Origin of the sequence: Methylobacterium sp. NPDC097929 (assembly GCF_049543375.1) — a bacterium.
Lineage (GTDB): Bacteria > Pseudomonadota > Alphaproteobacteria > Rhizobiales > Beijerinckiaceae > Methylobacterium.
The window spans coordinates 288330-311937 of sequence record NZ_JBMVEP010000001.1; the positions used below are offsets into that span (position 1 = coordinate 288330).

Genomic DNA, 23608 nt, shown 5'->3' on the forward strand with positions numbered 1-23608 from the left:
CCCGGTGCAGGGCTGGGCTGCGGCCGCCCGACCTCGCTGGCCTTCGGCGGGCGAAGTCCCTAAATGCCCGTCAGCGGATCGTCCCGGACGCCGCTCGGGGCGGCCCGCGCCGAAGGCTCAGGCGGGCGACCAGCGGAGGCGGACGCCGTTCTCACATGACTTTTGCCGGGAAGCACAGGACGGTCGCCGAGGCCGAGCCGGCCGAGGCGGACCGCGAGGGTGCCTCCGGACCGGCGGGCGGCTCGAAGCGCGGGCGCTATGCCTGGATCGGCACGGCGGCCAGCGTCGTCCTCGTCGTCGCTTCCCTCTTCGTGCTGTGGAAGCTCTCGGAAGAGATCACCTGGGCCGAACTGCAGAAGGCGTTCACCACCGCCACCACCGGCCAGCTCGCCGAAGCCTTCGGCTTCGTCGCCATCAGCTACCTGTTCCTGACCTGCTACGACGCCCTGGCCCTGCGCCAGCTGCGGATGAAGGTGCCCTACCGCATCACCGCGCTCGCCTCGTTCACGAGCTACGCGGTGAGCTTCACCCTGGGCTTCCCGCTCATCACCGCGGCCACGATCCGCTACTGGATCTACTCGAAGCGCGGGCTCTCGGCGGCCAAGATCGCCGCACTGACCGTCATCGCCGGCTTCACCTTCTGGCTCGGCATGGGCGTGGTGCTCGGCTTCAGCCTCATCATCGAGGCCGGGCAACTGGCGAGCCTCACCTTCAAGAGCATCGGCGTCAATTCGAGCGTACGCCTCAACCAGATCCTCGGCTTCGGCGCCCTCGGCCTCGTGCTGGGCTACCTCGCCTGGGTCTCGGTGAAGCGGCGCTACATCAAGGTCCGCCATTGGCAGCTCGAACTGCCCGGCGCCACGGTCTCCTTCAGCCAGATGGTCGTCGGCATCGGCGATGTCTGCGCGGCGGCGGCGGTGCTCTACATGCTGATGCCGGAGGGGATGAACCTCGGCTTCACCACCTTCCTGGCGATCTACGTGCTGGCCGCGATGCTCGGCATCGCCTCCAACGCGCCCGGCGGCATCGGTGTGTTCGAGGCGACGATCCTCATCGCCCTGTCCTACCTGCCGCGCGAATCGGTCTTGGGCTCGCTGCTGCTGTTCCGGGTCTGCTACTACGTCGTTCCCTTCGCCCTCGCGCTCCTGATGCTGGGGTTCTACGAGGGGCTGATGCGGCTGCGGCGCCACCAGGCGGCGAACGACCCGTGACGGGCCGGTAGTCATGCCGATGAATCCGGCCCGTCCCGCGTGGCTCGGCGCGACGGTGGCGGTTGCCGTCATCGTCTTCGCGGAGGCGGTCGGCGGGACCGTCGACATGGCGCTGATGATCTCGGCTGCCCTGGCCCTGCTCGTCGGCAGCCTCCTGGGACGCAGCGGGCGCGCGCCGGTCCTGCAGCCGCGGGAGACCGAGACGCCCCAGCGCTACGCCGTCGCCGAGGCCTTGCTCGCCAACATCCCCGATCCGGTGATCCTGGTCGACCGGCGCGTCGTGGTAATCGAGGCCAACCCGGCGGCCCGGCGGCTCCTTCCGGGGCTCAAGCTGCGCCATCCGCTCTCGTTCTCGCTGCGTGCGCCCGACGTTCTCGACGGCATTGAGGAGGTTCTGCGCAGCGGCAATCCCGTGAGGACCGAGTACGCGACCCGCGTGCCCACCGAACGTGCCTTCGAGGTGCAGATCGGCGCCCTGCCGATGCCGGATCATCCCGGCGGCGGCGAGGCCAACGTGGTGCTGTTCCTGCGCGACCTGACCGAGGCGCGGCGCCTCGAAACGATGCGGGTCGATTTCGTCGCCAATGCGAGCCACGAGCTGCGCACGCCGCTGGCCGCCCTGCTCGGCTTCATCGAGACGCTCCAGGGGCCCGCCCGCGAGGATGCGGGCGCGCGCGAGCGGTTCCTCGGAATCATGCGCACCCAAGCGCAGCGCATGACGCGGCTCATCGACGACCTGCTCTCGCTCTCGCGCATCGAGCTGCACGAACACGTCGCCCCGACCAAGGCCCTCGATCTCGGCCGGCTTGCCCGACAGTTGGTCGAGATGCACGCTCCTCTCGCCCGCGAGCGCGGCGTCGAAATCACGGTCGAGCGGCCGGACATGCCGCTGCCGGTGCTCGGGGACCGGGACGAGCTCCTGCGTGTCATCGAGAATCTGGTCGAGAACGCGCTGAAATACGGCGCCAGCGGCGGCGTGATCGCGCTCTCGCTCCATCGCGTCGAGCCGCCGGACGGGCGCCCGGTCCGCATCGAGCTGCGGGTCCGCGATGAGGGGCCGGGCATCGCCGCGGAGCACATCCCCCGCCTCACCGAGCGCTTCTACCGGGTCGATACGGCATCAAGCCGTCAGCAGGGCGGAACCGGGCTCGGGCTCGCCATCGTCAAGCACACGCTCAACCGGCACCGGGGCAAGCTCATCATCGAGAGCGAGCCGGGCCAGGGCACGACCGTGCGGGTGAGCCTGCCCGAGCATCGCCCCGAACCGGCGCAAAGACCGGCCGCCGAGGTGCCGAGCGTGGCGGAGTAGCGCTCGCCGTTGCGGGCGCGAAGGGGAACAGTGCCCTCCCGCGTCGGTTGCAGCAAGGAGGCCGACGTTGCGACGCGGTGAGCGGCGCCGATCGCCAGGAACGGCCATTCCGCCGTGAGGCAGGCCCACATCGAGACCTGTCTTTCCTGCGCAGGCGTGCCGAGAGGGCCGCATGAGGCCATCACCGACCGGGCCTTGACCTTCCCATGATGGGAAGCCCCATCTGAGGCGGCATGAAACCTTTCGCAAACCCCCTCACCCTGTCGCCGCCGGCCGCCCCCGAGCCTGCCGGCATCCGGCTGACTCTGCCCGTCGAGGGCATGAGCTGCGCCTCCTGCACCGGCCGCGTCGAGCGGGCGCTCGCCGCCTTGCCCGGTGCAGCGGACGTTGCCGTGAACCTTGCCACCGGTCGCGCGAGTCTCGTGTTGCCGGAGGGGACGCCGCCGGCTCGGGCCGTGGAGAAGATCCGCGAGGCGGGCTACGAGGTGCCCGAGGCAACCACCGTCGTCGCGGTCGAAGGCATGAGCTGTGCCTCCTGTGTCGGTCGCGTCGAGCGGGCGCTCGCCGCCTTGCCCGGGGTCCTGTCGGCCAGCGTCAACCTCGCCACCGGCCGGGCCGAGCTGCGCCATCCGGCCGGGGCCGTCTCCTTGAGTGATATCGAGGCGGCGATGCGAGCTGCGGGCTACGAGGCGCACTCGCTCGATTCGATCTCCGAGGCGAGGCCGGCGGACCGGCAGGCTGCAACCCTGCGCCGGGACCTCGTCGTGGCCGCGCTTCTCTCCGCCCCGGTCGTCGTCCTCGACATGGGCGGGCACATAGTGCCGGGTTTCCACGAGGCCCTGACGCATCGGATCGGCGGGAGCGCGCTCGCGTGGCTGCAGGCGGTCCTGGCGACGCTCGTGCTGGCGGGGCCGGGCCGCCGCTTCTTCCGCATCGGCATCCCGAACCTGCTGCGCTTCCATCCCGACATGAACGCGCTCGTGGCGCTGGGCGCGGGAGCCGCCTATCTCTACTCGCTCGCCTCCACCGCCGCCCCCTCGCTGCTGCCCGCGGGCGCGGCGCATCTCTACTTCGAGGCGAGCGTCCTCATCGTCACCCTGATCCTGCTCGGGCGCCTGCTGGAGGCGCGCGCCCGAGGCCGGGCCGGTGCTGCGATCGCCCGGCTCATCGACCTCTCACCCAGGACCGCCCGGCTCGTCTCGGAGGCGGGCGAGCGCGAGGTGCCGGTCGCGGAGCTGCGGGTCGGCGACCGGGTGCGGGTGCGGCCGGGCGAGCGCGTTCCCGCGGACGGCAGCGTGAGCGCGGGCGCCTCCTTCGTCGATGAGAGCATGATCACCGGGGAACCCGTGCCGGTGGAGAAGGTTTCGGGCGCCCCCGTCATCGGCGGCACGCTCAACACCACCGGCAGCTTCGACCTGACCGTCGAGCGCACCGGGGCCGACACCGCGCTCGCGCGGATCGTACGCATGGTCGAGGAGGCGCAGGGCGGCAAGCTGCCGATCCAGGCGCTGGTCGATCGGGTGACGCTGTGGTTCGTGCCGGCCGTCATGGCAGTGGCTGCCATCACCTTTCTGGCCTGGCTCGCCTTCGGGCCCGCGCCGAGCCTCGGCCACGCCCTGGTCGCGGCGATCTCCGTCCTTATCATCGCCTGCCCCTGCGCCATGGGGCTGGCGACGCCGGTCTCGATCATGGTCGGCACGGGACGGGCGGCGGAGCGCGGCGTGCTGTTCCGCCAGGGTGCGGCGCTCCAGGGCTTGCGGGACGCCCGGGTCATCGCCCTCGACAAGACCGGAACCCTCACCGAGGGCCGCCCGCGCCTGACCGATCTCGTCACCGCGCCCGGCGTCTCGCGCGAGACGGTGCTGGCGCTGGCCGGGGCGGTCGAGGCCCGCTCCGAGCATCCGGTGGCGCGCGCCGTCGCCGAGGCGGCGCGGGAGGCCGGACGCGTTCCCGAGGCGGAGGCCTTCGAGGCGCTGCCCGGTCACGGCGTCGCGGCGCGGGTCGGCGGAGAGACGGTCGCGCTCGGCAACCGGCGCTACATGGAGCGGCTCGGCATCGCGGTCGCCTCCCTCGAAGGCGAGGCGATCCGCCTCGCGTCCGAGGGCAAGAGCCCGATCTTCGTCGGTCTCGACGGCCGGCTCGCCGCGCTCATCGCGGTGGCCGATCCGGTCAAGCCGGAGGCGAGGGCGGCACTGGACGCCCTGCGCGCCCGCGGCCTCACGCTCGCCATGCTGACGGGGGATGCCCGCGCCACCGCCGAGGCGGTCGCCCGCACCCTCGGGATCACCGAGGTCGAGGCCGAGATCCTGCCCGAGGGCAAGGTGGCGGCCCTGCGCCGTCTGCGTGCGGCCCATGGTCCGGTCGCCTTCGTCGGGGACGGCATCAACGATGCGCCCGCCCTGGCCGAGGCCGATATCGGCATCGCCATCGGCACGGGCACCGACATCGCGGTCGAGAGCGCCGACGTGGTGCTGATGTCGGGCGCGCTGAGCGGTCTGGTCGAGGCGGCGGAGTTGTCACGGGCCACGCTCGCCAACATCCGCCAGAATCTGTTCTGGGCCTTTGCCTACAACGCCGCCCTGATCCCCGTCGCGGCGGGCGGGCTCGCCCTGTTCGGCGGGCCGCTGCTCTCGCCGGTGCTGGGGGCGGGCGCCATGGCACTCTCGAGCGTCTTCGTCGTCGGCAACGCCCTGCGCCTGCGCCGGGCGGGGGGCCGCGCATGAGCGAGCCTTCCGCCCGATCCGTCACCATCGGCGAGGCCGCCCGGGCCACGGGCGTCTCGGCCAAGATGATCCGCTACTACGAGGAGACCGGCTTGCTCGGTCCGGCGGAGCGGACGGCGTCGGGCTACCGCCTCTACGGCGAGGCCGATCTCCACGCGCTCCGCTTCGTCCGCCGCGCCCGCGATCTCGGCTTCTCCATGCGGGAGATCGCCGAACTCCTCGGCCTGTGGCAGGATCGCTCCCGCGCGAGCGCCGCGGTGAAGAGCGTGGCGCTCGGCCACGTGCGGGACTTGCGCCGCCGCATCGCCGAGCTGGAGGCGATGGCCCGCACCCTCGAACACTTGGCGGAACGCTGCTGCGGCGACGAGCGCCCGGACTGCCCGATCCTCGACGATCTGGCCGGAACGGCTTCCGGCCGCGATTGACGCTCCGATGGGCACGCGGCGATCGAAGCTTGGCCGTTGACCCGCCGCTGGCCTTCTGCTTGCTGGGACCGGTCCCCGAGCGAGGCCGAGATCGGCGTCGCGGCGCGATCGGATCTCGTCTGATCCGGAAAGGTTGGGTCCATGCCCGTCATCGACCGCATCGCCGCATTCGCCGAGGAGGTCACCGCTTGGCGGCACGATCTCCACGCGCATCCGGAGCTTCAATACGACGTGCACCGCACCGCCGCCTTCGTCGCGGAGAAGCTGCGGGCGTTCGGCTGCGACGAGGTCGCCACCGGCATCGGCCGCACCGGCGTCGTCGGCGTGATCCGGGGCCGTTCGCACGGTTCCAACCGCGCCATCGGCCTGCGGGCCGACATGGACGCCCTGCCGATCCAGGAGGTCCGCGCCCTTCCCTACCGCTCCCAGGCGCCCGGCCGGATGCACGCCTGCGGCCACGACGGGCACACCGCCATGCTGCTCGGCGCCGCCCGCTACCTCGCCGAGACCCGCGATTTCGACGGAAGCGCGGTGCTGATCTTCCAGCCGGCCGAGGAAGGCGGCGGCGGCGGCGAGGCGATGGTGCAGGACGGGATGATGGAGCGCTTCGGCGTCGAGGCGGTCTACGGGCTGCACAACGTCCCGGGCCAGGACCTCGGCACCTTCGCGATCCGCCCCGGCCCGATCATGGCCTCGACCGATCGCTTCACGATCCTGATCGAGGGCAGGGGCGGGCATGCGGCCATGCCCCAGGCGGCGGTCGATACGGTGCTCGTCGCCAGCCACATCGTGGTGGCCCTGCAATCCATCGTGGCGCGCTCCCTCGATCCGCTCGAATCGGGCGTGGTCTCGGTCTGCGCGGTGGATGCGGGCGAAGCCTTCAACGTTCTGCCGCAGACGGCCGAGCTGCGCGGCACCATGCGCGCGCTCGCCCCTGCCGTGCGCGCTCTCCTGCGCACGCGCCTCAAGGCCATCGCCGAGAACGTCGCCGCCGCCTTCGGCGCGCGGGCCGATGTCGATTTCGCCAGCGGCTACCCGGCCACCGAGAATCACCCGGCCGAGACGGCGTTCATGGCCGATGTCGCCGCACAGGTCGTCGGCGAGGCGCGGGTCGAGCGCGATGTCGCGCCGATGATGGCGGCGGAAGATTTCGCCTACATGCTCGCCCACCGGCCCGGCGCCTACATCTTCATGGGCAACGGCGACTCGGCCGGCCTGCACCACCCCGAATACGACTTCAACGATGCGGCGATCCCCTACGGCGCCTCGCTGTGGGCGCGCCTCATCGAGACGGCACTGCCGGCGCCCGGATCGTCCCCTCAGACCGTTTCCGGCTGACCGCCGCGGGTCGACATGGCGAGGCGGAGTCGAAGCCATCCAGCGCTCCGAACGATCCGGAGCGGTCGCGCCCTGGATCGCGTCGGCTCCGCCTCGCCATGACGGAGCGGGTCCGGCCCATCCAGATGCGTCGCCGACAGCGGCTCATGCCGCGTGCACCCGCTCGAGGAACGTGCCGATGGCGGCCTGAAGTGTCGCGCTGCCCTCGCCGACGCGCTCGGCGCCGGAGCGGACCTCGTCCGAGCGCGCCTCGTTCGAAAGCGCCGCCGCCCGGACGCCGGTGATGCTCTCCAAGACCGTGCGGGCCTCCGCCGCCGCGCCGGCGATGGAGCGGGCGATCTCGTGGCTGGCCTGCCCCTGCTGCTCGGCCGCCGTCGCCACTTCGGCGGCGATCAGGCTGAGCTGCGCGATGGTCCGGCCGATCCCGCCGATGGCGCCCGTCGTGCCTTCCGCGGCGAGCTGGATCGCCGCCACCTGCGCCGCGATCCGGTCGGTCGCCGCCGCGGTCTGGCCGGCGAGCGCCTTCACCTCCCCCGCCACCACCGCGAAGCCGCGCCCCGCCTCGCCCGCGCGGGCCGCTTCGATGGTGGCGTTGAGGGCCAGAAGGTTGGTCTGGTCGGCGACCGTGCGGATCAGCGTCACCACGGCGCCGACCTCCTCCGCCGCCCGGGACAGGGTTCCGACCGTGCTCTCTAGGCCCCGGGCGTCGGTAAGGGCCGTTTCGGCGATCCGGCTCGCGTGCCGGACACGCTCGCCGATGCCCCTCGCGGAACCCGACAGTTCCTCCGCGGCACCCGCGATGCTGTCCACCACCTGCGCCGACTGATCCGAGGCGCCCGCAACCTGCTCGGCCCGCAGGGTCGTATCGGTCGCGGTCGTGCGAAGCCGGTCGGCGGCCGCGCGCATGGCGTGAGCCGAACCGGCGAGATCAGCAACCGCGCGCCGCGTCTCCTCCTCGAAGGCCCGGGTGGCCGCGGCGAGGCGCGCCCCGCGGGCACCGTCCTCGGCCTGCCGCTCCCGCGCGGCCCCGTCGAGACGGCGCTTCTCGATGAGGGCACCCCGGAAATGCGCGATGGCGCCGGCCATCTCCCCGATCTCGTCGCGGCGCTGCGTGAACGGCACCATCTCGTCGAGGCGGTCGTCGGCGAGCGCCTGCATCGTGACCTTCAGGCGGTGCAGCGGGCGCTGGACCTGGGTGCGGATGATCCAGAGGGCGGCCAGCAGCGCCAGAATCAGGGCTGCGGCCGGTGCGGCCACGAGGGTCAGGAAGGCGGTCCGCCGTGCCTCGGCCGCCGCTTCCCGCTGCCCGTCGAGGCGCGCCAGCACGTCGCGTCCGAGCGCACCGATCTCCGCGACCATGCGCTCGCGATTCTTCACCGTCGCCTCGTCGCTGGCCTGGATCAGGGCCGCGCGGGGCGAGACCGTCAGCCCGAGTTCGGCCGTCTCGGTCTGGTAGGCCATGAACTCCTTGACGCCGAGGTCGATCTTGCGGCGGCGCTCGGGCGGAAGGTGCCCCTCCATCGCCGCTAGAAACGGGCCGCGTCCGGCCTCCACCTCGGCCAAGGCCGACTGCAGGGCCGCCAGGCGCTCCCGCGCCTCGGCCGTATCGGCCGCGGTGTAGACGGCGCCCGCCTGGACCACGGCGTGCTCGATCGCCTGGGCGAGGCCGCGTGCCTGCAGCCCGGCCTTCCAGAACGACTCGGTCACCGCGGCGCGGGCCTGCTCCTCGGCGGCCTGCCGCAGGGCAAAAGCCGAGATGCCGGCGCCGACAAGGCCAAGCAAACCCACGACGACCGTCAGCTTCAGCCCGAGGGAAACACGCATGAAAAAGCCCGCCGATCCGTTGAGGATGGCGGGCTTTTAGGAAGAGGCGGTTTGATCTCGGGTTAAATCAAGCCGGCTATTCTTGAGAAAGACGATCCTGTACGCAGATCATCTTCGATGCACGATCAGTTGCGCGGCTGGGCGGTTCCACCGAGATGGAAGACGCGGTGCGGCACCAGCTCGCCGCGTTCCACGTCGCCGACGGCGACGAGCACCCCGCCGCAGGTCGCGTAGGCCTTGCCCTCCATCGGCGCGTCGTGGCCGCGCAGGATCACGGGTTGGCCGCGCATCAGGCGCAGGCCCATGTCGCGGCTGACGGCGACCGAGGGAACCTCGTCCAGCGCGGTCTCGACCGGGTGGAGATGCGACTCCGTGCTTTCCTCGAGATTCGCGATGCTGCAGGCACCCGCCTCCTCGAAGGGACCGACGCGGGTGCGCCGCAGGGCCGAGACGTGGCCGTAGCAGCCGAGCATGCGCCCGAGGTCGCGGGCGAGCGCGCGGACATAGGTGCCCTTGCCGCACTCGGCGGCGATCACCGTGCGGTCGCCGCTATGCTCGATGACCGAGAGGTGATCGATGCGCACGGCGCGGGCGACGAGCTCCACCACCTCGCCGTCGCGGGCGAGGTCGTAGGCGCGCTCACCCTGGATCTTGATGGCGGAGAAGCGCGGCGGCACCTGCTCGATCTCGCCGACGAAGGAGGGGAGGGCGGCCTCGACCGCCTCGCGGGTCGGGCGGGCGTCGCTCGTGGCGACCGGGCGCCCCTCGGCATCGTCCGTGTCGGTCTCGACGCCCCAGCTCACCTCGAAACGGTACGCCTTGCGGCCGTCCATCACGAAGGGAACGGTCTTCGTGGCCTCGCCCAGGGCGATCGGCAGGATGCCGGAGGCCAACGGGTCGAGCGTGCCGGCATGGCCCGCCTTCTTGGCGTTGAACAGGCGCTTCACCACCGCGACGGCCTGCGTCGAGGTGATGCCGACGCCCTTGTCGAGCACGACCCAGCCGCTCACGTCGTTCTTCTTCGGGCGGTCGTGACGCGGCCGCCCGCGCGGGGGGCGGCGGCCGCTGCGCGGCGCGTTCTCGCGTCGCGCATCGCCGTGCGGTCCCTGCGGCGCCTCGACGGCGCGCTCGGAAGAAATCTCGTCCTGCATCCTGTCCTCGATCGACGGGTTTTTAAAGGGACTCTGCCCGTCAGGGGGCCATCACGCAGCCCGTGGGGTGAGAGGGCGGCACGGCGGCTGCGCCCTGATGGGGATCAATCGCGCGAGGGCGAATCCGGTTCGGCCTCGTCGTCCCCGCGGGGTGCGCTTTCGAGATCCCGCTGGACCTTCTCGCTGCGCAGGAGCCGGTCGATGCGGGCCGCCTCGTCGAAGGTCTCGTCGCGGCGGAAGCGCAGTTCCGGGGCGTATTTCAGGTTCACGCGCCGGGCAACCTCCTGGCGCAGGACCTTCCTGTGCCGCTCCAGCGCCGCGATCACCGGGGCTTCGTCCTGCCCGCCGAGCGGCATGACGTAGGCGGTCGCGAGCTTGAGGTCCGGCGACATGCGCACTTCCGGCACGGTGACGACGTGCGAGCCGAGCACCGGGTCCTGGATGTCGCCGCGCTGGAGCACCTCCGCCAGGGCGTGGCGCACGAGTTCGGCCACGCGCTGCTGGCGCTGCGAGGGACCGGTGGGAGTCTGCTTCTGGGCCATCGGCTGATCACGTCGCTGAGCCGCGAAGGCTCGTCTACGAAACAAAGGGGGCCGCAGCTTTCGCCGCGGCCCCACTTGAGGAAGAGCGGTAGGGGAGGGCCGCTCAGAGCGTGCGCTTGATTTCCTCGACGTTGAAGCACTCGATGAAATCGCCCACGCGCATGTCCTGGTAGTTCTGGAAGGACATGCCGCACTCGTAGCCGGCGGTGACTTCCTTGGCGTCGTCCTTGAGGCGCTTGAGCTGGGACAGCTTGCCCTCGTGGATCACCACGTCGTTGCGCAGCAGGCGGACATGGGCGCCGCGCTGGACCACGCCCTCCATGACCCGGCAACCGGCGATCTTGCCGACCTTCGACACGTCGAAGATCTGCAGGATCTGCGCCTCGCCCAGCCGCTCCTCGCGAAGCGTCGGCGGCAGCATCCCCGACAGCGTGGCTTTGATGTCGTCCACGAGGTCGTAGATGATGCTGTAGTAGCGGATCTCGGTACCGTCGCGCTCGGCCGCGTTGCGCGCTTCCTTATGGGCGCGAACGTTGAAGCCGATCACCACCGCCTTCGAGGCGTTGGCGAGCGTGATGTCCGACTCGGTGATGCCGCCCACGCCCGAGAGCAGGACGCGGACACCGACCTCGTCGGTCCCGAGCGCCGTGAGCGCGCCGACGATCGCCTCGACCGAACCCTGCACGTCGCCCTTGATGACGACGGGCAGTTCCTTGCGGCCGGCGCCTTCCTTGGCCTCGCGCATCATGTCGATGAGCGAGCGGTTGGCGCCACCCGTGCGGGCGGTCAGGCGGTCGCGCTTGATCCGGGCGCGGTACTCGGTGACCTCGCGGGCGCGGGCCTCGTTGGGCACCACGATCACGCGGTCGCCGGCATCCGGGGTGCCGTTGAAGCCGAGAACCTCGACCGGAACCGACGGGCCCGCGTAGGGCACGTGCTTGCCGGTGTCGTCGATGAGGGCGCGGATGCGGCCCCACTCGGCGCCGGCCACGACGATGTCGCCGGTGAACAGCGTGCCGCGCTGCACGAGGATCGTGGCCACGGGGCCGCGACCGCGGTCGAGCTGAGCCTCGATCACCGTGCCCTCGCCGTCGCGCTTCTCGTTGGCGCGCAGGTTCATGATCTCGGACTGCAGCTGCAGGCCTTCCAGAAGCTCCGGAATGCCCTCGCCGGTCTTGGCCGAAACCTCGAATTCCAGCGTCTCGCCGCCCATCGACTCGACCTGGATGTCGTGCTGCAGCAGCTCCGTGCGGACCCGCTGCGGGTTGGCATCCGGCTTGTCGATCTTGTTGATCGCGATGATCATCGGCACGCCGGCCGCCTTGGCGTGCTGAATCGCCTCGATGGTCTGCGGCATGACGCCGTCATCGGCCGCCACCACGATCACGACGATGTCCGTCACCTTGGCGCCGCGGGCGCGCATGGAGGTGAAGGCCGCGTGGCCGGGGGTGTCGATGAAGGTGATGAGATCACCCGACGGCGCCGACACCTGGTAGGCGCCGATATGCTGGGTGATGCCGCCGGCCTCGCCCTCGACCACGTTCGCCTGACGGATCGCGTCGAGCAGCGAGGTCTTGCCGTGGTCGACGTGACCCATGATCGTCACGACCGGGGGACGCGGCTCCAGATCCTCCTCCAGATCCGGCTCGTCGGAGGTGAGACCCTCCTCGACATCCGACTCGGCGACGCGGCGGACCGTGTGGCCGAGCTCCTCGGCGATGAGCTGGGCGGTGTCCGAATCGATCACGTCGGTGATCTTGTGGATCTGGCCCTGCTTCATCAGCAGACGGATGACGTCCACGGCCCGCTCCGACATGCGGTTGGCGAGTTCCTGGATCGTGATGGTCTCGGGAATAATCACGTCGCGGGCGATCTTCTCCTTGGGCTCTTCGTGCCGGTGGCCGCTCATGCGCTGCTGGCGGCGCCGGAACGAAGCGACGGAGCGCGTGCGCTCGTCCTCGCCGGACGTGGCGTTGGCGATGGTCAGCCGGCCACGGTTACGGTCGCCGCCCGGCGATTTCGGCGTCTTGGGCGGCGTGATGATCTTGAGCGGCATGCCGGGACGGCGGATCACCCGCTTGGTGTCCGATTCGTCCTCCATCGCCGCGCCGGCGGCACGGCCGGCCGGACGCGCCGCGGCCGTCGCCCCGGCGGGACGGGCGGCCGTGGTCGGGGTCGGTGCCTTCTCGGGCTCGGGAGCCGGAGCCGGACGAGCCATGAAGTTGAGGTCGCGGGGCTTCTTCACGTCCGCGGTCAGGGTGCGGCGCGGCTCGGCCGGCGCCTGAGGCGCGATCGGACGGGCGGCAACCGTCGGACGGGCCGTCGGCGCACCGGTCCGGCCGGCGGGCACTCCCGGACGGGTCGGCGCCGTGGCGGGACGCTGCGGCGCGGTGCTGGCCGGACGCTGCTGCATCGGCCGGGTCGCGGCCGCCGCCGGGCGCGGAGCCTGGGGTGCCGCCGGAGTTGCCGGATCGGCCGCTGCCGTCGGAGCGGCGGCGGGCGCTTCCGGGGCATCGGCAGGCGCGTTCGAGGCGGCGCGGGCGGCCTCCTCTTCCGCGGCGCGACGGCGCGAATCCTCGGCGGCCTTGCGGCGGAGTTCGTCCTCCTGACGGCGACGATCCTCCTCCTCGCGGCGGCGCGCCTCGGCGGCCTCGCGCTCGCGGCGCTCGGCTTCCTCGCGGTCGCGGCGGGCCTTCACCTCGGCCTCGGCGCGGGCGCGGGCCTCGGCCTCGCGGCGCTGCGCATCGGCGAGAGCGCTGGCGCGGGCATCCCGCTCCTGCTCGCTCAGGGTGCGAAGCACGACGCCCGAGGCGCTGCGGCCGGCCGGACGCGTCGCCGCGGACGGGGCGGGCGCCACGGAAGCGGGGCGCGGCGGTGGTGCGGCGACGGGCTCACGCGGCGCGACCGCTCCGGGGGCGGCGCCGATCGTGCGCCGCTTCACCGTCTCGACCACGACGGACTTCGACCGCCCGTGGGAGAAGCTCTGACGGACCGTCCCCTGCTCGACCGGGCGCTTCAGCGTCAACGGCTTCGAGGGGGCTCTGGTCTGCGTCTTGTCACCCGGATTGTTCGTATCGCTCATTCAGTCTGAACCCTGAGGGCTTCCATCGTCCCGTCGGCCGGCGGCGGGCATGCCCGGCCGATAATCATTTCATGTCGTCGTCGTGCAAATCGAAGGCGGTCGCGCCAGCATCGAGCGGGGCGTCCTCCTCGGACGCCGACGCCATACCCTCGAAGGTGCGGAACCGACGCCAACGCGCGAGATAGCCGGTTGTGCCGGCTCCCGCGATGAGGGCAGCGTGTATCACATGATCCCGCCCCAAGGCCATGTCCAATTCGGCGTTGGACAGGTCATCGATCACGGGAATAACAGATATGGCATCGCCGTAGCGCCGCCGCAAGGCGGCGCCGAGCTTGCGACGGCCGTCGGGGCTGGCATCGCTGGCATGCAGCAGGGCCTTGACGCCCTCCGCACCGAGAACGGCCGACTCGACCTTGCCGAAGCCCGTCACGACGCAGCCGGCCTTGTTGGCAAGCGCCAGCGACTGGCGCAGATCCGTGCGCAGACCGTCGGCGACCTGAGCGACGAGATCGGGCGGCATCGTCGCGTCGCCGGACTTGAAGGCGCGGTTGAAGGCGCGCCGCTTCACCGCCGTCTCGACCGCCGCGCGGGTGGCGGTGACCCAGGCGCCGCGGCCCGGCAGCCGGGCACGCAGGTCCGGCACGACCGTGCCGTCGGGACCCAGCACGAAGCGGATCATCGCCGCCGGCGACTGCGCCTTGCGGGTGACGATGCAGGTGCGCACGGGCTCCCGGCCGCGGCCGGGGCCACGGTCGAGAATCGGGCCGTCCTCGGCCGTCTCGCCCTGCGCGATCATATCCTGCCTCGTCGCTTCCGGTGACGGGCTCAGGCCTGCTGCGGCTCGGCCGCGGCCTGCTCGGTCGCCTCGCCTTCGGCACCATCCTCGGCGGGCTCGCCCTCGGCCTCTCCGTCAGCCTCGCCCTCGCTCTCCGTCTCGGGCAGGGCGTCGATCCAGCCGGCCTTGAGGCGGGCGGCCATGATCAGGGCCTCGGCCTCGGCCCGCGACAGTTCGAAGCCGTCGAGATAGCCCGCGTGGCGCACGGCCTCGGGGCCGCGGCCTTCCGTGTAGCCGACGAGGTCGTCGGTGGCGCAGCCGGCGAGATCCTCGACCGACTTCACCTCGTTCTCGCCCAGAGCCACCATCATCGCGGTGGTGATGCCGTCGATCTCGCGCAGCTCGTCCTCGACGCCGAGTTCGCGGCGCCGGTCGTCCTGCTCCTGCTCGATGCGGGCGAGGTAGTCCTGGGCGCGGGCCTGGATCTCGGCACCGGTCTCCTCGTCGAGGCCCTGGATGCCGGAGAGCTCGGCCACGTCGACGTAGGCGATCTCTTCCACGTTGCGGAAACCTTCGGCCGCGAGCAGCTGGCCGACGGTCTCGTCCACGTCGAGCGCTTCCATGAAGGACTGGGTGCGCTCGGCGAATTCCTTCTGGCGACGCTCGGATTCCTCGGCCTCGGTCAGGATGTCGATGTCCCAGCCGGTGAGCTGCGAGGCGAGCCGCACGTTCTGGCCGCGGCGGCCGATGGCGAGCGAGAGCTGGTCGTCGGGCACCACGACCTCGATGCGGTCGGCCTCCTCGTCGAGCACCACCTTGACCACTTCGGCCGGCTGCAGCGCATTGACGATGAAGGTGGCCTGATCCTCCGACCACGGGATGATGTCGATCTTCTCGCCCTGCAGCTCGCCGACCACCGCCTGGACGCGCGAGCCGCGCATGCCGACGCAGGCGCCGACCGGGTCGATCGAGGAGTCGCGGGAGATCACCGCGATCTTGGCGCGCGAGCCCGGATCGCGGGCGACCGCCTTCACCTCGACGATGCCGTCGTAGATCTCAGGGACTTCCTGGCCGAACAGCTTGGCCATGAATTGCGGGTGCGAGCGGCTGAGGAAGATCTGCGGCCCGCGCACCTCGGAGCGCACGTCGAACAGGTAGGAGCGGATGCGGTCGCCGGGGCGGAAGGTCTCGCGCGGGATCATCTCGTCGCGCCGCACGATGCCCTCGCCGCGGCCGAGATCGACGATGACGTTGCCGTACTCGACGCGCTTGACCACGCCGTTGAGGATCTCGCCGATGCGGTCCTTGTACTCCTCGTACTGGCGGGCGCGCTCGGCATCGCGCACCTTCTGCACGATGACCTGCTTGGCCGACTGCGCCGCGACGCGGCCGAAATCGAAGGGCGGCAGGGTGTCGGAGATCACGTCGCCGACGAGCGCGCCGGGATTGTAGCGCTGGGCCTGGGCCAGCGTGATCTCGCGGGCGTCGTTCTCGACCTGATCGACCACGAGGAGGTGGCGCGACAGGCGCAGCGCCCCGCTCTTGGGATCGATCTCGGCGTGAACGTCGGTCTCGGCGCCGTAACGGGAGCGGGCGGCCTTGGCGATCGCCTCCTCCATCGCCTCGATGACGATCTGGCGGTCGATCACCTTCTCGCGGGCCACCGCGTCGGCGATCTGCAGGAGTTCGAGCCGGTTGGCGCTGACGACGGCCATGGTTCTGATCCTTCTTTCGGTCGTGCCTTCCGCTGCGGGAGCGGGTTCGTGTCCGGGTGTCCTGGCCTCTCTCCGAAAAAGCCGATGCGGCCATTCGGGACATCTCGCCGGGGTCAGTGCAGGGTGTCGCGATTCTTGAGGCGGGCGGCCTTGGTGACGATGCCGCCGCCGGGCTTGGGCTTCTTCGCCTTGACCGGCTTGTCCGCCTTGCCGGCCCCCTTCGGCTTGGGCCGCTTCGGCTGGGGGATGAAGCGGATCTGAGGTGCCTCGTCCTCCGCCTCCTCGCCTTCTTCCTCGTCCAGGCCGTCGCCGTCCTGCGGCGGGGCGGAACCCCGGCGCAGCGATTCGCGGATCAGCTCGTCGGTCAGCACGAGATGCGCCTCGCCGAGATCGCGCAGCGGCACGTCGATGCGGCTCGGCAGGCCGGGCTTCACGTCGGGCAGGTCGATCGGCACCGTGGCACCGTCCGGGCTCGGCACGCCGAGGATGCCGCGGAAGCGCTTGCGCCCGTCCATCGGCACGGCAAGCTCCACCTTGGCCTCGTAGCCGGCCCAGCGCTCGAAATCGGACACCCGCACCAGCGGTCGGTCGATGCCGGGCGAGGAGACTTCGAGGTAGTAGGCGCCGCCGACCGGGTCCTCGAGATCGAGGATGGGCGAGATCGCGCGGCTCACCGCCTCGCACTCGTCCACGCCCATCGTACCGTCGGGCCGCTCGGCCATGATCTGCAGGGTGCAGCCGTTCGTGTTCGAGACCTTCACCCGCACCAGGCGGAAGCCGAGTCCCTCGATCGGCCCCTCGACGATCCGGGCGACGCGCGCGGCGACGCCGGTCTCGCTGACAAGACGCTTCTCGGTGGGCTCCGCCATGCTGTCGTTTTCCGAAAGTCTCGATCGGGGGTTAAGCTTGGCAAATCCGGTTCAGGACGCGCTTGCGGAAATAAAAAAGAGCGGACCCCGGGGGGCCCACTCCCGCAAGCAGCCTATCGACTGCACCAGAAATGTTGAGCCGTGACTTAACCCCGGCGCGCGGCGAATTCAAGCGCTTCCGCGCGCCATCCTGCGTCCCAAACCCGCCATGGGCGGCTGCAAACGGGGTGCCCGGTGCCGATCGAACCGCGCGCGGCGGCGCGCCTGCAAGGAAGAGAGCCATGCCGAGAATCGCCACCGGACCCGATCCCGACGCGCTGCACCCGATGCCGGGGCAGGAGCGGGTCACCTTCATCCGCAATCTCGACCTGCCCGAGAACGTCGAGGTCGGCGCCTACAGCTACTACGACGATCCGGCCGGTCCGCGGGCCTTTCTCGACGCGATTCTCTACCACTTCCCCTTCATCGGCGACCGGCTGATCATCGGAAAGTTCTGCGCCATCGCCGCGGGCACGCGCTTCCTGATGAACGGCGGCAACCACCGGCTCGGCGGCCTCTCGACCTATCCCTTCCCGATCTTCGGCGGCGACTGGACCGGCCGCTTCGCGGGCGAGCTGAACTTTCCGAATCGCGGTGACATGATCATCGGCAACGATGTCTGGCTCGGCTTCCACAGCACGATCCTGCCGGGCGTCACGGTCGGCGACGGAGCGGTCATCGCCGCCCACGCGGTGGTGAGCGCAGATGTCCCGCCCTACACGATCGTGGCCGGCAACCCGGCCCGGGTGGTCCGCCGCCGCTTTTCGGAGAACGACGCAGCCCGGCTCCAGCGAATCGCGTGGTGGGACTGGCCGGTGGAGCGCATCACCGCTCACCTGCCACTGATCAGTGGGGGAGATGTGGGGGCGCTGGAAGCGGTTGCGCGAGAGGGCTGACCGACCCCGCCGCATCAATGATGCGACCGCTCAGCCCATATCCTCCAGCGGGAAAGGGGCCGGCTCCCAAATCGCCTCGGCCGCGGTACCGGCGACGTTCTCCCGCTCCCATCGATGCAGAATCGCGGCGAGTGCGGCGCGGTCATCGTCCAGAAGGGGCTCGCGCAAAGAGAGAATGCGCAGCCTCCACCTTCGCCAGAACTCATTTTGATGAGGATACTGCAATTCGGGCGACGCTTCGACCTGCTGCCACCAGCAGCGTGCCAGATTTAGATTTCCCAGCGCAATATCGTAAACAACATTTTCGAAGAAATCTTTTCCCCAGGTGTATTCCATGGTTGCTTCAGTCAAAGAGCGACAAGCGTACAACGTATCGACACTTCGGAGAAGTTTTACCACCTTCTCAGTTTTTGCTAGAAAATCCTGCATCATCTCCGGATCGTCCCAGCGCCAATTTCTTCCCCGCCCATCAATGGCAGCCGACCGATGGATATATTCCCAACAAAAGCCAGCATGGGTGGTTGCCCCAACGTTCGGAAGGAAGAGAGGGTTCAATGTCCATTGCGGCGTGAAGTGGAGAGCTGATGAAGTTCGATCAATCCAGATTTCCCTTGCAACATGATGAGCCGGCATCAGCCAGAGCCTATGATTGTTAACAAGCCTAAGATCAGGATTGCGCTCCAACAGTGGGCGAAGAAGCGTCCGAACCTGTCGAGCGGTCGTCATCAGCGTGGCTTCACCTGTGTTACAATGATCCGAATCGTGCCAGGGAAATGCATATTCGCCATGGTTGCAAGGGTACGGGCACGCTCCAAAGTGAGCTTGGCGTTGCCTGTCTTGTAATCGTAGATGCAGGTCGTCTGAGGGACGCTTCTCTCCAGCAAATCCAAGCGAACCGAGCCCGGAGTCCCATATGTTGCTAACCTTGTCCCGGCATCGAACGAAATTTCCGACTTGAAATTCGGATCGGCCAACGCTTCGACATGCTGATCGATCTCGAAATGAACTCTGTTCGCGTAAGATTGCGCGGTCCTGTATAATCCACTGGCACGAACGCGGCGCGCAATTTGGTTGGTGATGGCCTCGACCTGACCGTTGCGTTGGCAGGCGGCATCGAGGGCTGACTGACTGATGGGCCCGATCCAGATCGCGGGGGCGGTGGCACTCTGCGGGTTCGGCCAGAACTCTTGAGCCGACAGACCGAGCACGGTCCTGCTGTACGGGTCGTTTTGTCCAGACCGGACGGCGTAAAGGGCGAGGGCGAGTTCGACCGTGGCAATCGCAACCGGCGCCGCAGGCAGGAACGCCGGTTGCGCGAAGGCCTCCGGCTCCGCGCCGGCAGCCGTGAAGGTGCTGCGCCCGAGCACCGCCCCGGTCTCGCCGTCGCGGATCGTCTGCGTCAGGCCCGAGGTCTCGAAGATCCGGCTCTGGCCATCCGGCGCCGTGACGATGTCCTGTGTGTCGTAGTCGCGGCGACCGGCCCGAATGCGCAGCGAGAGGACGCGCGTCCCATCGTCCAGAACCGTCTGCTCGCGGTGAGCGACATCGCCGTCGGTGTCGTTGGATCGCCCGCCGACGCCCTGGCCGCCGCCCGACGGAACCCATTGCCCGCCATCCGGCTGGCCCGCGGGCGCCCGCGGCTGATCCTCCGAAAATTTGCGTCGCAGGGTCCGTTCGAGCCGGACCGCCCCGAGATCGAGCGCTGCCCCTGCCAACAGACCCCGTATGGCCGCAACCTCGGTGCGACGACTCCCGCGCTGGTTCATGCCTCGATCCTCCTGCCACCGAAACAGGAAAATATGCATATTATGACTTAAGTAATATTACAAGACTTTTATCCTATAGCAGCTACGTTTCGTTCCTGGCGCCCCCGGCCACCCAAACGAAAACGCCGCCCTGAGGGGCGGCGCTTCGCAATGTCATCGATGAGGGCTTGAAGATCAGGCCGCCTGACGCGCCTTGTTCAGCAGCTTGCGGTTCACCAGCACCTCGGCGATCTGCACGGCGTTCAGCGCCGCGCCCTTGCGCAGGTTGTCCGAGACGCACCAGAAATTCAGGCCGTTCTCGACCGTGGCGTCCTCGCGGATGCGGGAGATGTAGGTGGCATCCTCGCCCGCCGCCTCGTGCGGGGTCATGTAGCCGCCGTTCTCGCGCTTATCGATCACCAGCACGCCGGGCGCGGCGCGCAGGATCTCCGTGGCCTGCTCGGGGGAGAGCGGGCGCTCGAACTCGATGTTCACCGCCTCGGCATGGCCGATGAAGACCGGCACCCGCACCGCGGTGGCCGTGAGCTTGATCTTGGGATCGAGCATCTTCTTGGTCTCGGCGACCATCTTCCACTCTTCCTTCGTGTAGCCGTCCTCCATGAACACATCGATGTGCGGGATGACGTTGAAGGCGATGCGCTTGGTGAACTTCTTCGTGACCACTTCGCCGGCGGTGAAGACGGCGCGGGTCTGGCTGAACAACTCGTCCATGGCGTCCTTGCCGGCGCCGGAGACGGATTGGTAGGTCGAGACCACGACGCGCTTGATGGTGGCCGCCTCGTGGAGCGGCTTCAGCGCCACGACGAGCTGCGCGGTCGAGCAGTTCGGGTTGGCGATGATGTTGCGCTTGGTGAAGCCCACCACCGCGTCGGCGTTCACCTCGGGCACGATGAGCGGCACGTCGGCGTCGTAGCGGAAGGCCGACGAGTTATCGATCACCACGCAGCCTTGGCTACCGATGCGGGGGCTCCACTCTTTCGACGCCTCCCCGCCCGCCGACATCAGGCAGATGTCGGTGTCGGAAAAGTCGTAGGTGTCGAGCACTTTGACCTTGAGAATCTTGTCGCCGAAGGAGACTTCCTGGCCCTGGCTGCGGCGCGAGGCCAAAGCCACGACCTCGTCGGCCGGAAAGGCGCGCTCGGCCAGAATGTCGAGCATCTCGCGGCCCACATTGCCCGTGGCTCCGACGACGGCGACCTTGTAACCCATCTCACCAAACTCCGCTGCGCGGGCGGGATGCAACCGGCCCGCTTCTTCCCGTGGCCGGCGGACGCACCGCGCGGGCCTTAACCTTCGGGAAGATCCCATAGGCTGAAGAGCCCGCCCCGATTCGTGGTCGAGGTGGGCTCTTCAGGCGCCGCGAGCAAGATGCCCGGCGCGCGCGCCTGTCAAGGGGCGCCGGCTGTCGCCGGGTGACGGGCGGCAACCGACGATTCACCATCGGCCGAGAATTCGGAGGACGGGGCGCCCGCCCGCAACCGGCCGGTGGGAGCGGATCGGGCAGGGATGGCGCGACGGCGAGGGCTCTTCCGGCCCCGCGGACCCGACAAAGGCCTGCGCATGCTCCCCCGACAGGACGACGCCCCGGATCGCTCGCACGACGAGGACCACGAGAGGGACGAGGACGGCCACGCGCTGTCCCGGCCCCGCCCGTTCCGCCGGGCACGGCTCGCGGGCAAGCTCGCCGCCTGCGCGGCGCTGATCGCCGGCCTGTCCCTCGTCGCCCGGGACCGGGCCGCCGCTCCGGAGCCGCCCCAAGCCTGGCGCGAACCGCCGCGGGCGCAGGAGGGCGCGCGCCGGGCCGTCGCGGCCACGGAGCCGCTGCTCACGCTTCGGGCGGATGCGGCCGAACTGGCGCCCCAGGCCGAACCCACCCGCTGGAATGCCGGCCTCGGCCAGCGCGAGGACAGCGTGAGCCAGGGGGCCTTCGACACGATCGAGGCGCCCTATCTCCTCGTGACCGCCACGGATGCCGGCGCGCGGACCGAGGCGGCCCCGAGCCTGTTCGTCACCCTGGTGCGACGGGCCGCGGACGGGCGCGGCCTGTCCGTGACCCGCACGGGCGAGCGCGGCGTCGTCGCGACGCGCCTCGGCAGCTTCGAGACCGTCGAGGCGACCCTGGCGGGGGAGGGCCGGCGAAGCTGCACAGGGTTCCGCAGCCTCGCCCTGAAGGCCGTCAGCGTCGACGGCTGGCTCTGCGGCATTCTCGGACAGGCCCCCGAGACCAGGGCCGTGGCCTGCGCCATCGACCGGATCGCCCTGGCGGGACGGGTCGCGGCGAATCTTGGTGCCGACATCGCCACGGGCGCGAGCGCCTGCCAGCCGGAGACGGTGGCGGACACGGGGCCGGGCGAACGGACCGGCTCGATCGCCGTGGCCGGTGCGCCGCCACACAATGCGGCGAAATCGCGGCGAAATTAGCCAAGCGCTGCCATATTGCGGGAACAACAGCCACGCCAGAACGTCTACTCTGCAACAAGCGGGATTCTTAACGAACGGCCCGTACAGTCGCCTCTCACTCGACAAGGTACGCCATGCGCTCGACCAAGCTTGCCCTTCTGGGCGCCATGACCCTCACCGCGATCGGCTTTGGCACCAGTGCGGAGGCGCAGGGCCCCTACGGCAACCCCGGCTACGTGCGCGTGAGCCAGCCGCTGCCGATCCGCATCCGTCCGCGCTCGTGGCTCGATGCCGGCAACGTGGTCGAGCCGGGCAACGGTTCCGTCTCGAACCCGGCCACCAACCCGGCCTTCATCGCCGCTTCGACCCAGCTCAACCCGCCCTACGGCCGCAACGACCGCTACGGCACCGGCGTGCTGCCCGACCCGATCACCAACGGCCCGTTCATCGGCGCCCGATCCTCGGCGATCCGCAACGTCGACCTCTCGGCCTTCGACGCGATCGACCCGACCTCCTACGTGGCGCGCTACGGCAACCCGTACCGGTAGGATCGTTCCTCTCACGGCGTGATCGCGGGCCCCTCGGGGCCCGTTTTCATGTCCGGTCCCGATCAGGTCTTGAGCACCGGCTCGGCGACGTCGCCCGCGCCGCGCTCGGCAAGGTAGTGGGGCTGGAACAGGCACATGCGCACCGCGTCCCGGTAGCGCCCGTTGACGAAGAACTCGTCCTTCAGGATGCCCTCGGGCCGGAAGCCGCAGCTCTCGTAGATGCCGGCGGCGCGCTTGTTGTCCTTGTCCACGTGCAGATAGAGCTTGTGGATGTTGAGCACCTTGAAGGCGTAGTCGATGGCGATGCGGGTCGCACGCTTGGCGTAGCCCTTCCCCTGGCAATCGGGGTGGATCGCGATCTGGAACTCGCAGCGGCGGTGCAGATGGTTGATCTCCACCAGCTCGACCATGCCCGCTGGCTCGCCGCGTTCGTTGGCGATGATGAAGCGCCGCTCGGTCTGGTTGTGGATGTTGCGCTCGTAGAGCTGGGCCAGTTCGGCGAAGGATTCGTAGGCCTCTTCGAACCAGTAGCGCATGATGCTGTCGTTGTTGTTGAGCTGGTGCACGAAGAGGAGATCCTCGCGCTCCAGCGGTCTCAGCTTGATACTCATGTCCGTGCTCGGCCGGGGCGTGAACGCGTTGAAGGTCCGGCCTACTCCCACGCCGTTCAAGACGGAATGATGAAAGCCGGCTCCGGAACGCCGCGGAGCCGCGCCTCCTCCACGGCCAGGGCGCGGGCGGCGGCCGCGTCCACGGCCTCGAGCGGGCGGGCCAGGCGCAAAGCCCGGGTCGGCTCCCCGGCCCGCATCACCAGCACGATCGTCTCGACATCCGGGCAGCCGGGATCGGAGCAGGCGATCTCGTTGACCGAGAGCGCGTCCGCCTCGGTGAGACCGAGCGCCGGGCCGATCAGCGCCTTCGCCCGCGCCGCCGCACGGGCGAGCCCGGCGGAGCGGGCGCGCCAATCCTTCAGGCTGACGAAACCCATCGAAGGT

20 protein-coding genes are annotated in these 23608 nt (G+C 69.9%); 8 read left to right on the plus strand and 12 right to left on the minus strand.

Going from position 1 to position 23608, the window contains the following annotated elements:
- Window positions 1-155 precede the first annotated feature (155 nt).
- The 5 genes from ACPCJR_RS01375 to ACPCJR_RS01395 all read left to right on the plus strand — a co-directional run bounded on the left by ACPCJR_RS01375 (window position 156) and on the right by ACPCJR_RS01395 (window position 7006).
- Window positions 156-1211, plus strand: a complete 1056-nt coding sequence (locus ACPCJR_RS01375; protein WP_391511042.1) for a lysylphosphatidylglycerol synthase domain-containing protein — start codon at window positions 156-158, stop codon at window positions 1209-1211.
- A 13-nt stretch (window positions 1212-1224) separates the two neighbouring features.
- On the plus strand, window positions 1225-2520 hold the full coding sequence (locus ACPCJR_RS01380) for an ATP-binding protein (RefSeq protein ID WP_391511041.1): 1296 nt from the start codon (window positions 1225-1227) through the stop codon (window positions 2518-2520).
- 233 nt (window positions 2521-2753) lie between these two features.
- Entirely contained in the window at window positions 2754-5243 is a 2490-nt protein-coding gene (locus ACPCJR_RS01385) for a heavy metal translocating P-type ATPase (RefSeq protein ID WP_391511040.1), read from the plus strand.
- Window positions 5240-5668 carry a Cu(I)-responsive transcriptional regulator gene (cueR, locus tag ACPCJR_RS01390; protein WP_391511039.1) on the plus strand — a complete coding sequence of 143 codons (429 nt, stop codon included), beginning with the start codon at window positions 5240-5242 and terminating at the stop codon, window positions 5666-5668. Before ACPCJR_RS01385 ends, cueR begins: the two co-directional genes overlap by 4 nt.
- 141 nt (window positions 5669-5809) lie before the next feature.
- The gene (locus ACPCJR_RS01395) at window positions 5810-7006 is read left to right on the plus strand and encodes a M20 aminoacylase family protein (protein WP_391511038.1); all 1197 of its coding nucleotides are present in this window, start codon (window positions 5810-5812) and stop codon (window positions 7004-7006) included.
- A 144-nt stretch (window positions 7007-7150) separates the two neighbouring features.
- On the opposite strand, the gene ACPCJR_RS01400 is transcribed toward ACPCJR_RS01395, so the two are convergent.
- The 7 genes from ACPCJR_RS01400 to rimP all read right to left on the minus strand — a co-directional run bounded on the left by ACPCJR_RS01400 (window position 7151) and on the right by rimP (window position 16964).
- A complete protein-coding gene (locus tag ACPCJR_RS01400) occupies window positions 7151-8830 on the minus strand; it encodes a methyl-accepting chemotaxis protein (protein WP_391511037.1) in 1680 nt (559 codons plus the stop codon).
- 125 nt (window positions 8831-8955) lie between these two features.
- The gene (truB, locus tag ACPCJR_RS01405; protein WP_391511036.1) at window positions 8956-9981 is read right to left on the minus strand and encodes a tRNA pseudouridine(55) synthase TruB; all 1026 of its coding nucleotides are present in this window, start codon (window positions 9979-9981) and stop codon (window positions 8956-8958) included.
- A 104-nt stretch (window positions 9982-10085) separates the two neighbouring features.
- Entirely contained in the window at window positions 10086-10523 is a 438-nt protein-coding gene (rbfA, locus tag ACPCJR_RS01410; RefSeq protein ID WP_110350106.1) for a 30S ribosome-binding factor RbfA, read from the minus strand.
- A gap of 103 nt (window positions 10524-10626) precedes the next feature.
- Window positions 10627-13605 (minus strand): translation initiation factor IF-2, encoded by a 2979-nt coding sequence (infB, locus tag ACPCJR_RS01415; RefSeq protein ID WP_391511035.1) that lies wholly within the window; start codon window positions 13603-13605, stop codon window positions 10627-10629.
- A 64-nt stretch (window positions 13606-13669) separates the two neighbouring features.
- Window positions 13670-14401 carry an RNA-binding protein gene (locus tag ACPCJR_RS01420; RefSeq protein ID WP_391511034.1) on the minus strand — a complete coding sequence of 244 codons (732 nt, stop codon included), beginning with the start codon at window positions 14399-14401 and terminating at the stop codon, window positions 13670-13672.
- A 29-nt stretch (window positions 14402-14430) separates the two neighbouring features.
- Window positions 14431-16095, minus strand: coding sequence for a transcription termination factor NusA (nusA, locus tag ACPCJR_RS01425; RefSeq protein WP_391511033.1), 1665 nt, complete (start codon window positions 16093-16095; stop codon window positions 14431-14433).
- A 113-nt stretch (window positions 16096-16208) separates the two neighbouring features.
- Window positions 16209-16964, minus strand: coding sequence for a ribosome maturation factor RimP (gene rimP, locus ACPCJR_RS01430; RefSeq protein WP_391511032.1), 756 nt, complete (start codon window positions 16962-16964; stop codon window positions 16209-16211).
- A gap of 281 nt (window positions 16965-17245) precedes the next feature.
- On the opposite strand from rimP, the gene ACPCJR_RS01435 reads away from it, so the two are divergent.
- Entirely contained in the window at window positions 17246-17899 is a 654-nt protein-coding gene (locus tag ACPCJR_RS01435) for a CatB-related O-acetyltransferase (RefSeq protein ID WP_391511031.1), read from the plus strand.
- Between the two features lie 30 nt (window positions 17900-17929).
- Here the strand turns inward: ACPCJR_RS01435 and ACPCJR_RS01440 are convergent, their stop codons facing one another.
- From ACPCJR_RS01440 to ACPCJR_RS01450, 3 genes are all read right to left on the minus strand, one after another.
- The gene (locus ACPCJR_RS01440; protein ID WP_391511030.1) at window positions 17930-18625 is read right to left on the minus strand and encodes a hypothetical protein; all 696 of its coding nucleotides are present in this window, start codon (window positions 18623-18625) and stop codon (window positions 17930-17932) included.
- Window positions 18625-19665, minus strand: a complete 1041-nt coding sequence (locus ACPCJR_RS01445) for a hypothetical protein (RefSeq protein ID WP_391511029.1) — start codon at window positions 19663-19665, stop codon at window positions 18625-18627. Before ACPCJR_RS01445 ends, ACPCJR_RS01440 begins: the two co-directional genes overlap by 1 nt.
- A 174-nt stretch (window positions 19666-19839) precedes the next feature.
- On the minus strand, window positions 19840-20874 hold the full coding sequence (locus ACPCJR_RS01450) for an aspartate-semialdehyde dehydrogenase (protein ID WP_391511028.1): 1035 nt from the start codon (window positions 20872-20874) through the stop codon (window positions 19840-19842).
- 351 nt (window positions 20875-21225) lie between these two features.
- On the opposite strand from ACPCJR_RS01450, the gene ACPCJR_RS01455 reads away from it, so the two are divergent.
- Together ACPCJR_RS01455 and ACPCJR_RS01460 are read left to right on the plus strand one after the other, a co-directional pair.
- Entirely contained in the window at window positions 21226-22086 is an 861-nt protein-coding gene (locus ACPCJR_RS01455) for a hypothetical protein (RefSeq protein ID WP_391511027.1), read from the plus strand.
- Window positions 22087-22199: 113 nt separating this feature from the next.
- A complete protein-coding gene (locus tag ACPCJR_RS01460; protein ID WP_110350097.1) occupies window positions 22200-22613 on the plus strand; it encodes a hypothetical protein in 414 nt (137 codons plus the stop codon).
- 62 nt (window positions 22614-22675) lie between these two features.
- On the opposite strand, the gene speG is transcribed toward ACPCJR_RS01460, so the two are convergent.
- Together speG and ACPCJR_RS01470 are read right to left on the minus strand one after the other, a co-directional pair.
- Window positions 22676-23224: a spermidine N1-acetyltransferase gene (gene speG, locus ACPCJR_RS01465; RefSeq protein ID WP_110350096.1), complete on the minus strand. Its 549-nt coding sequence runs from the start codon at window positions 23222-23224 to the stop codon at window positions 22676-22678.
- A gap of 56 nt (window positions 23225-23280) precedes the next feature.
- Window positions 23281-23601 carry a hypothetical protein gene (locus ACPCJR_RS01470; RefSeq protein ID WP_391511026.1) on the minus strand — a complete coding sequence of 107 codons (321 nt, stop codon included), beginning with the start codon at window positions 23599-23601 and terminating at the stop codon, window positions 23281-23283.
- Between the last annotated feature and the right edge of the window lie 7 nt (window positions 23602-23608).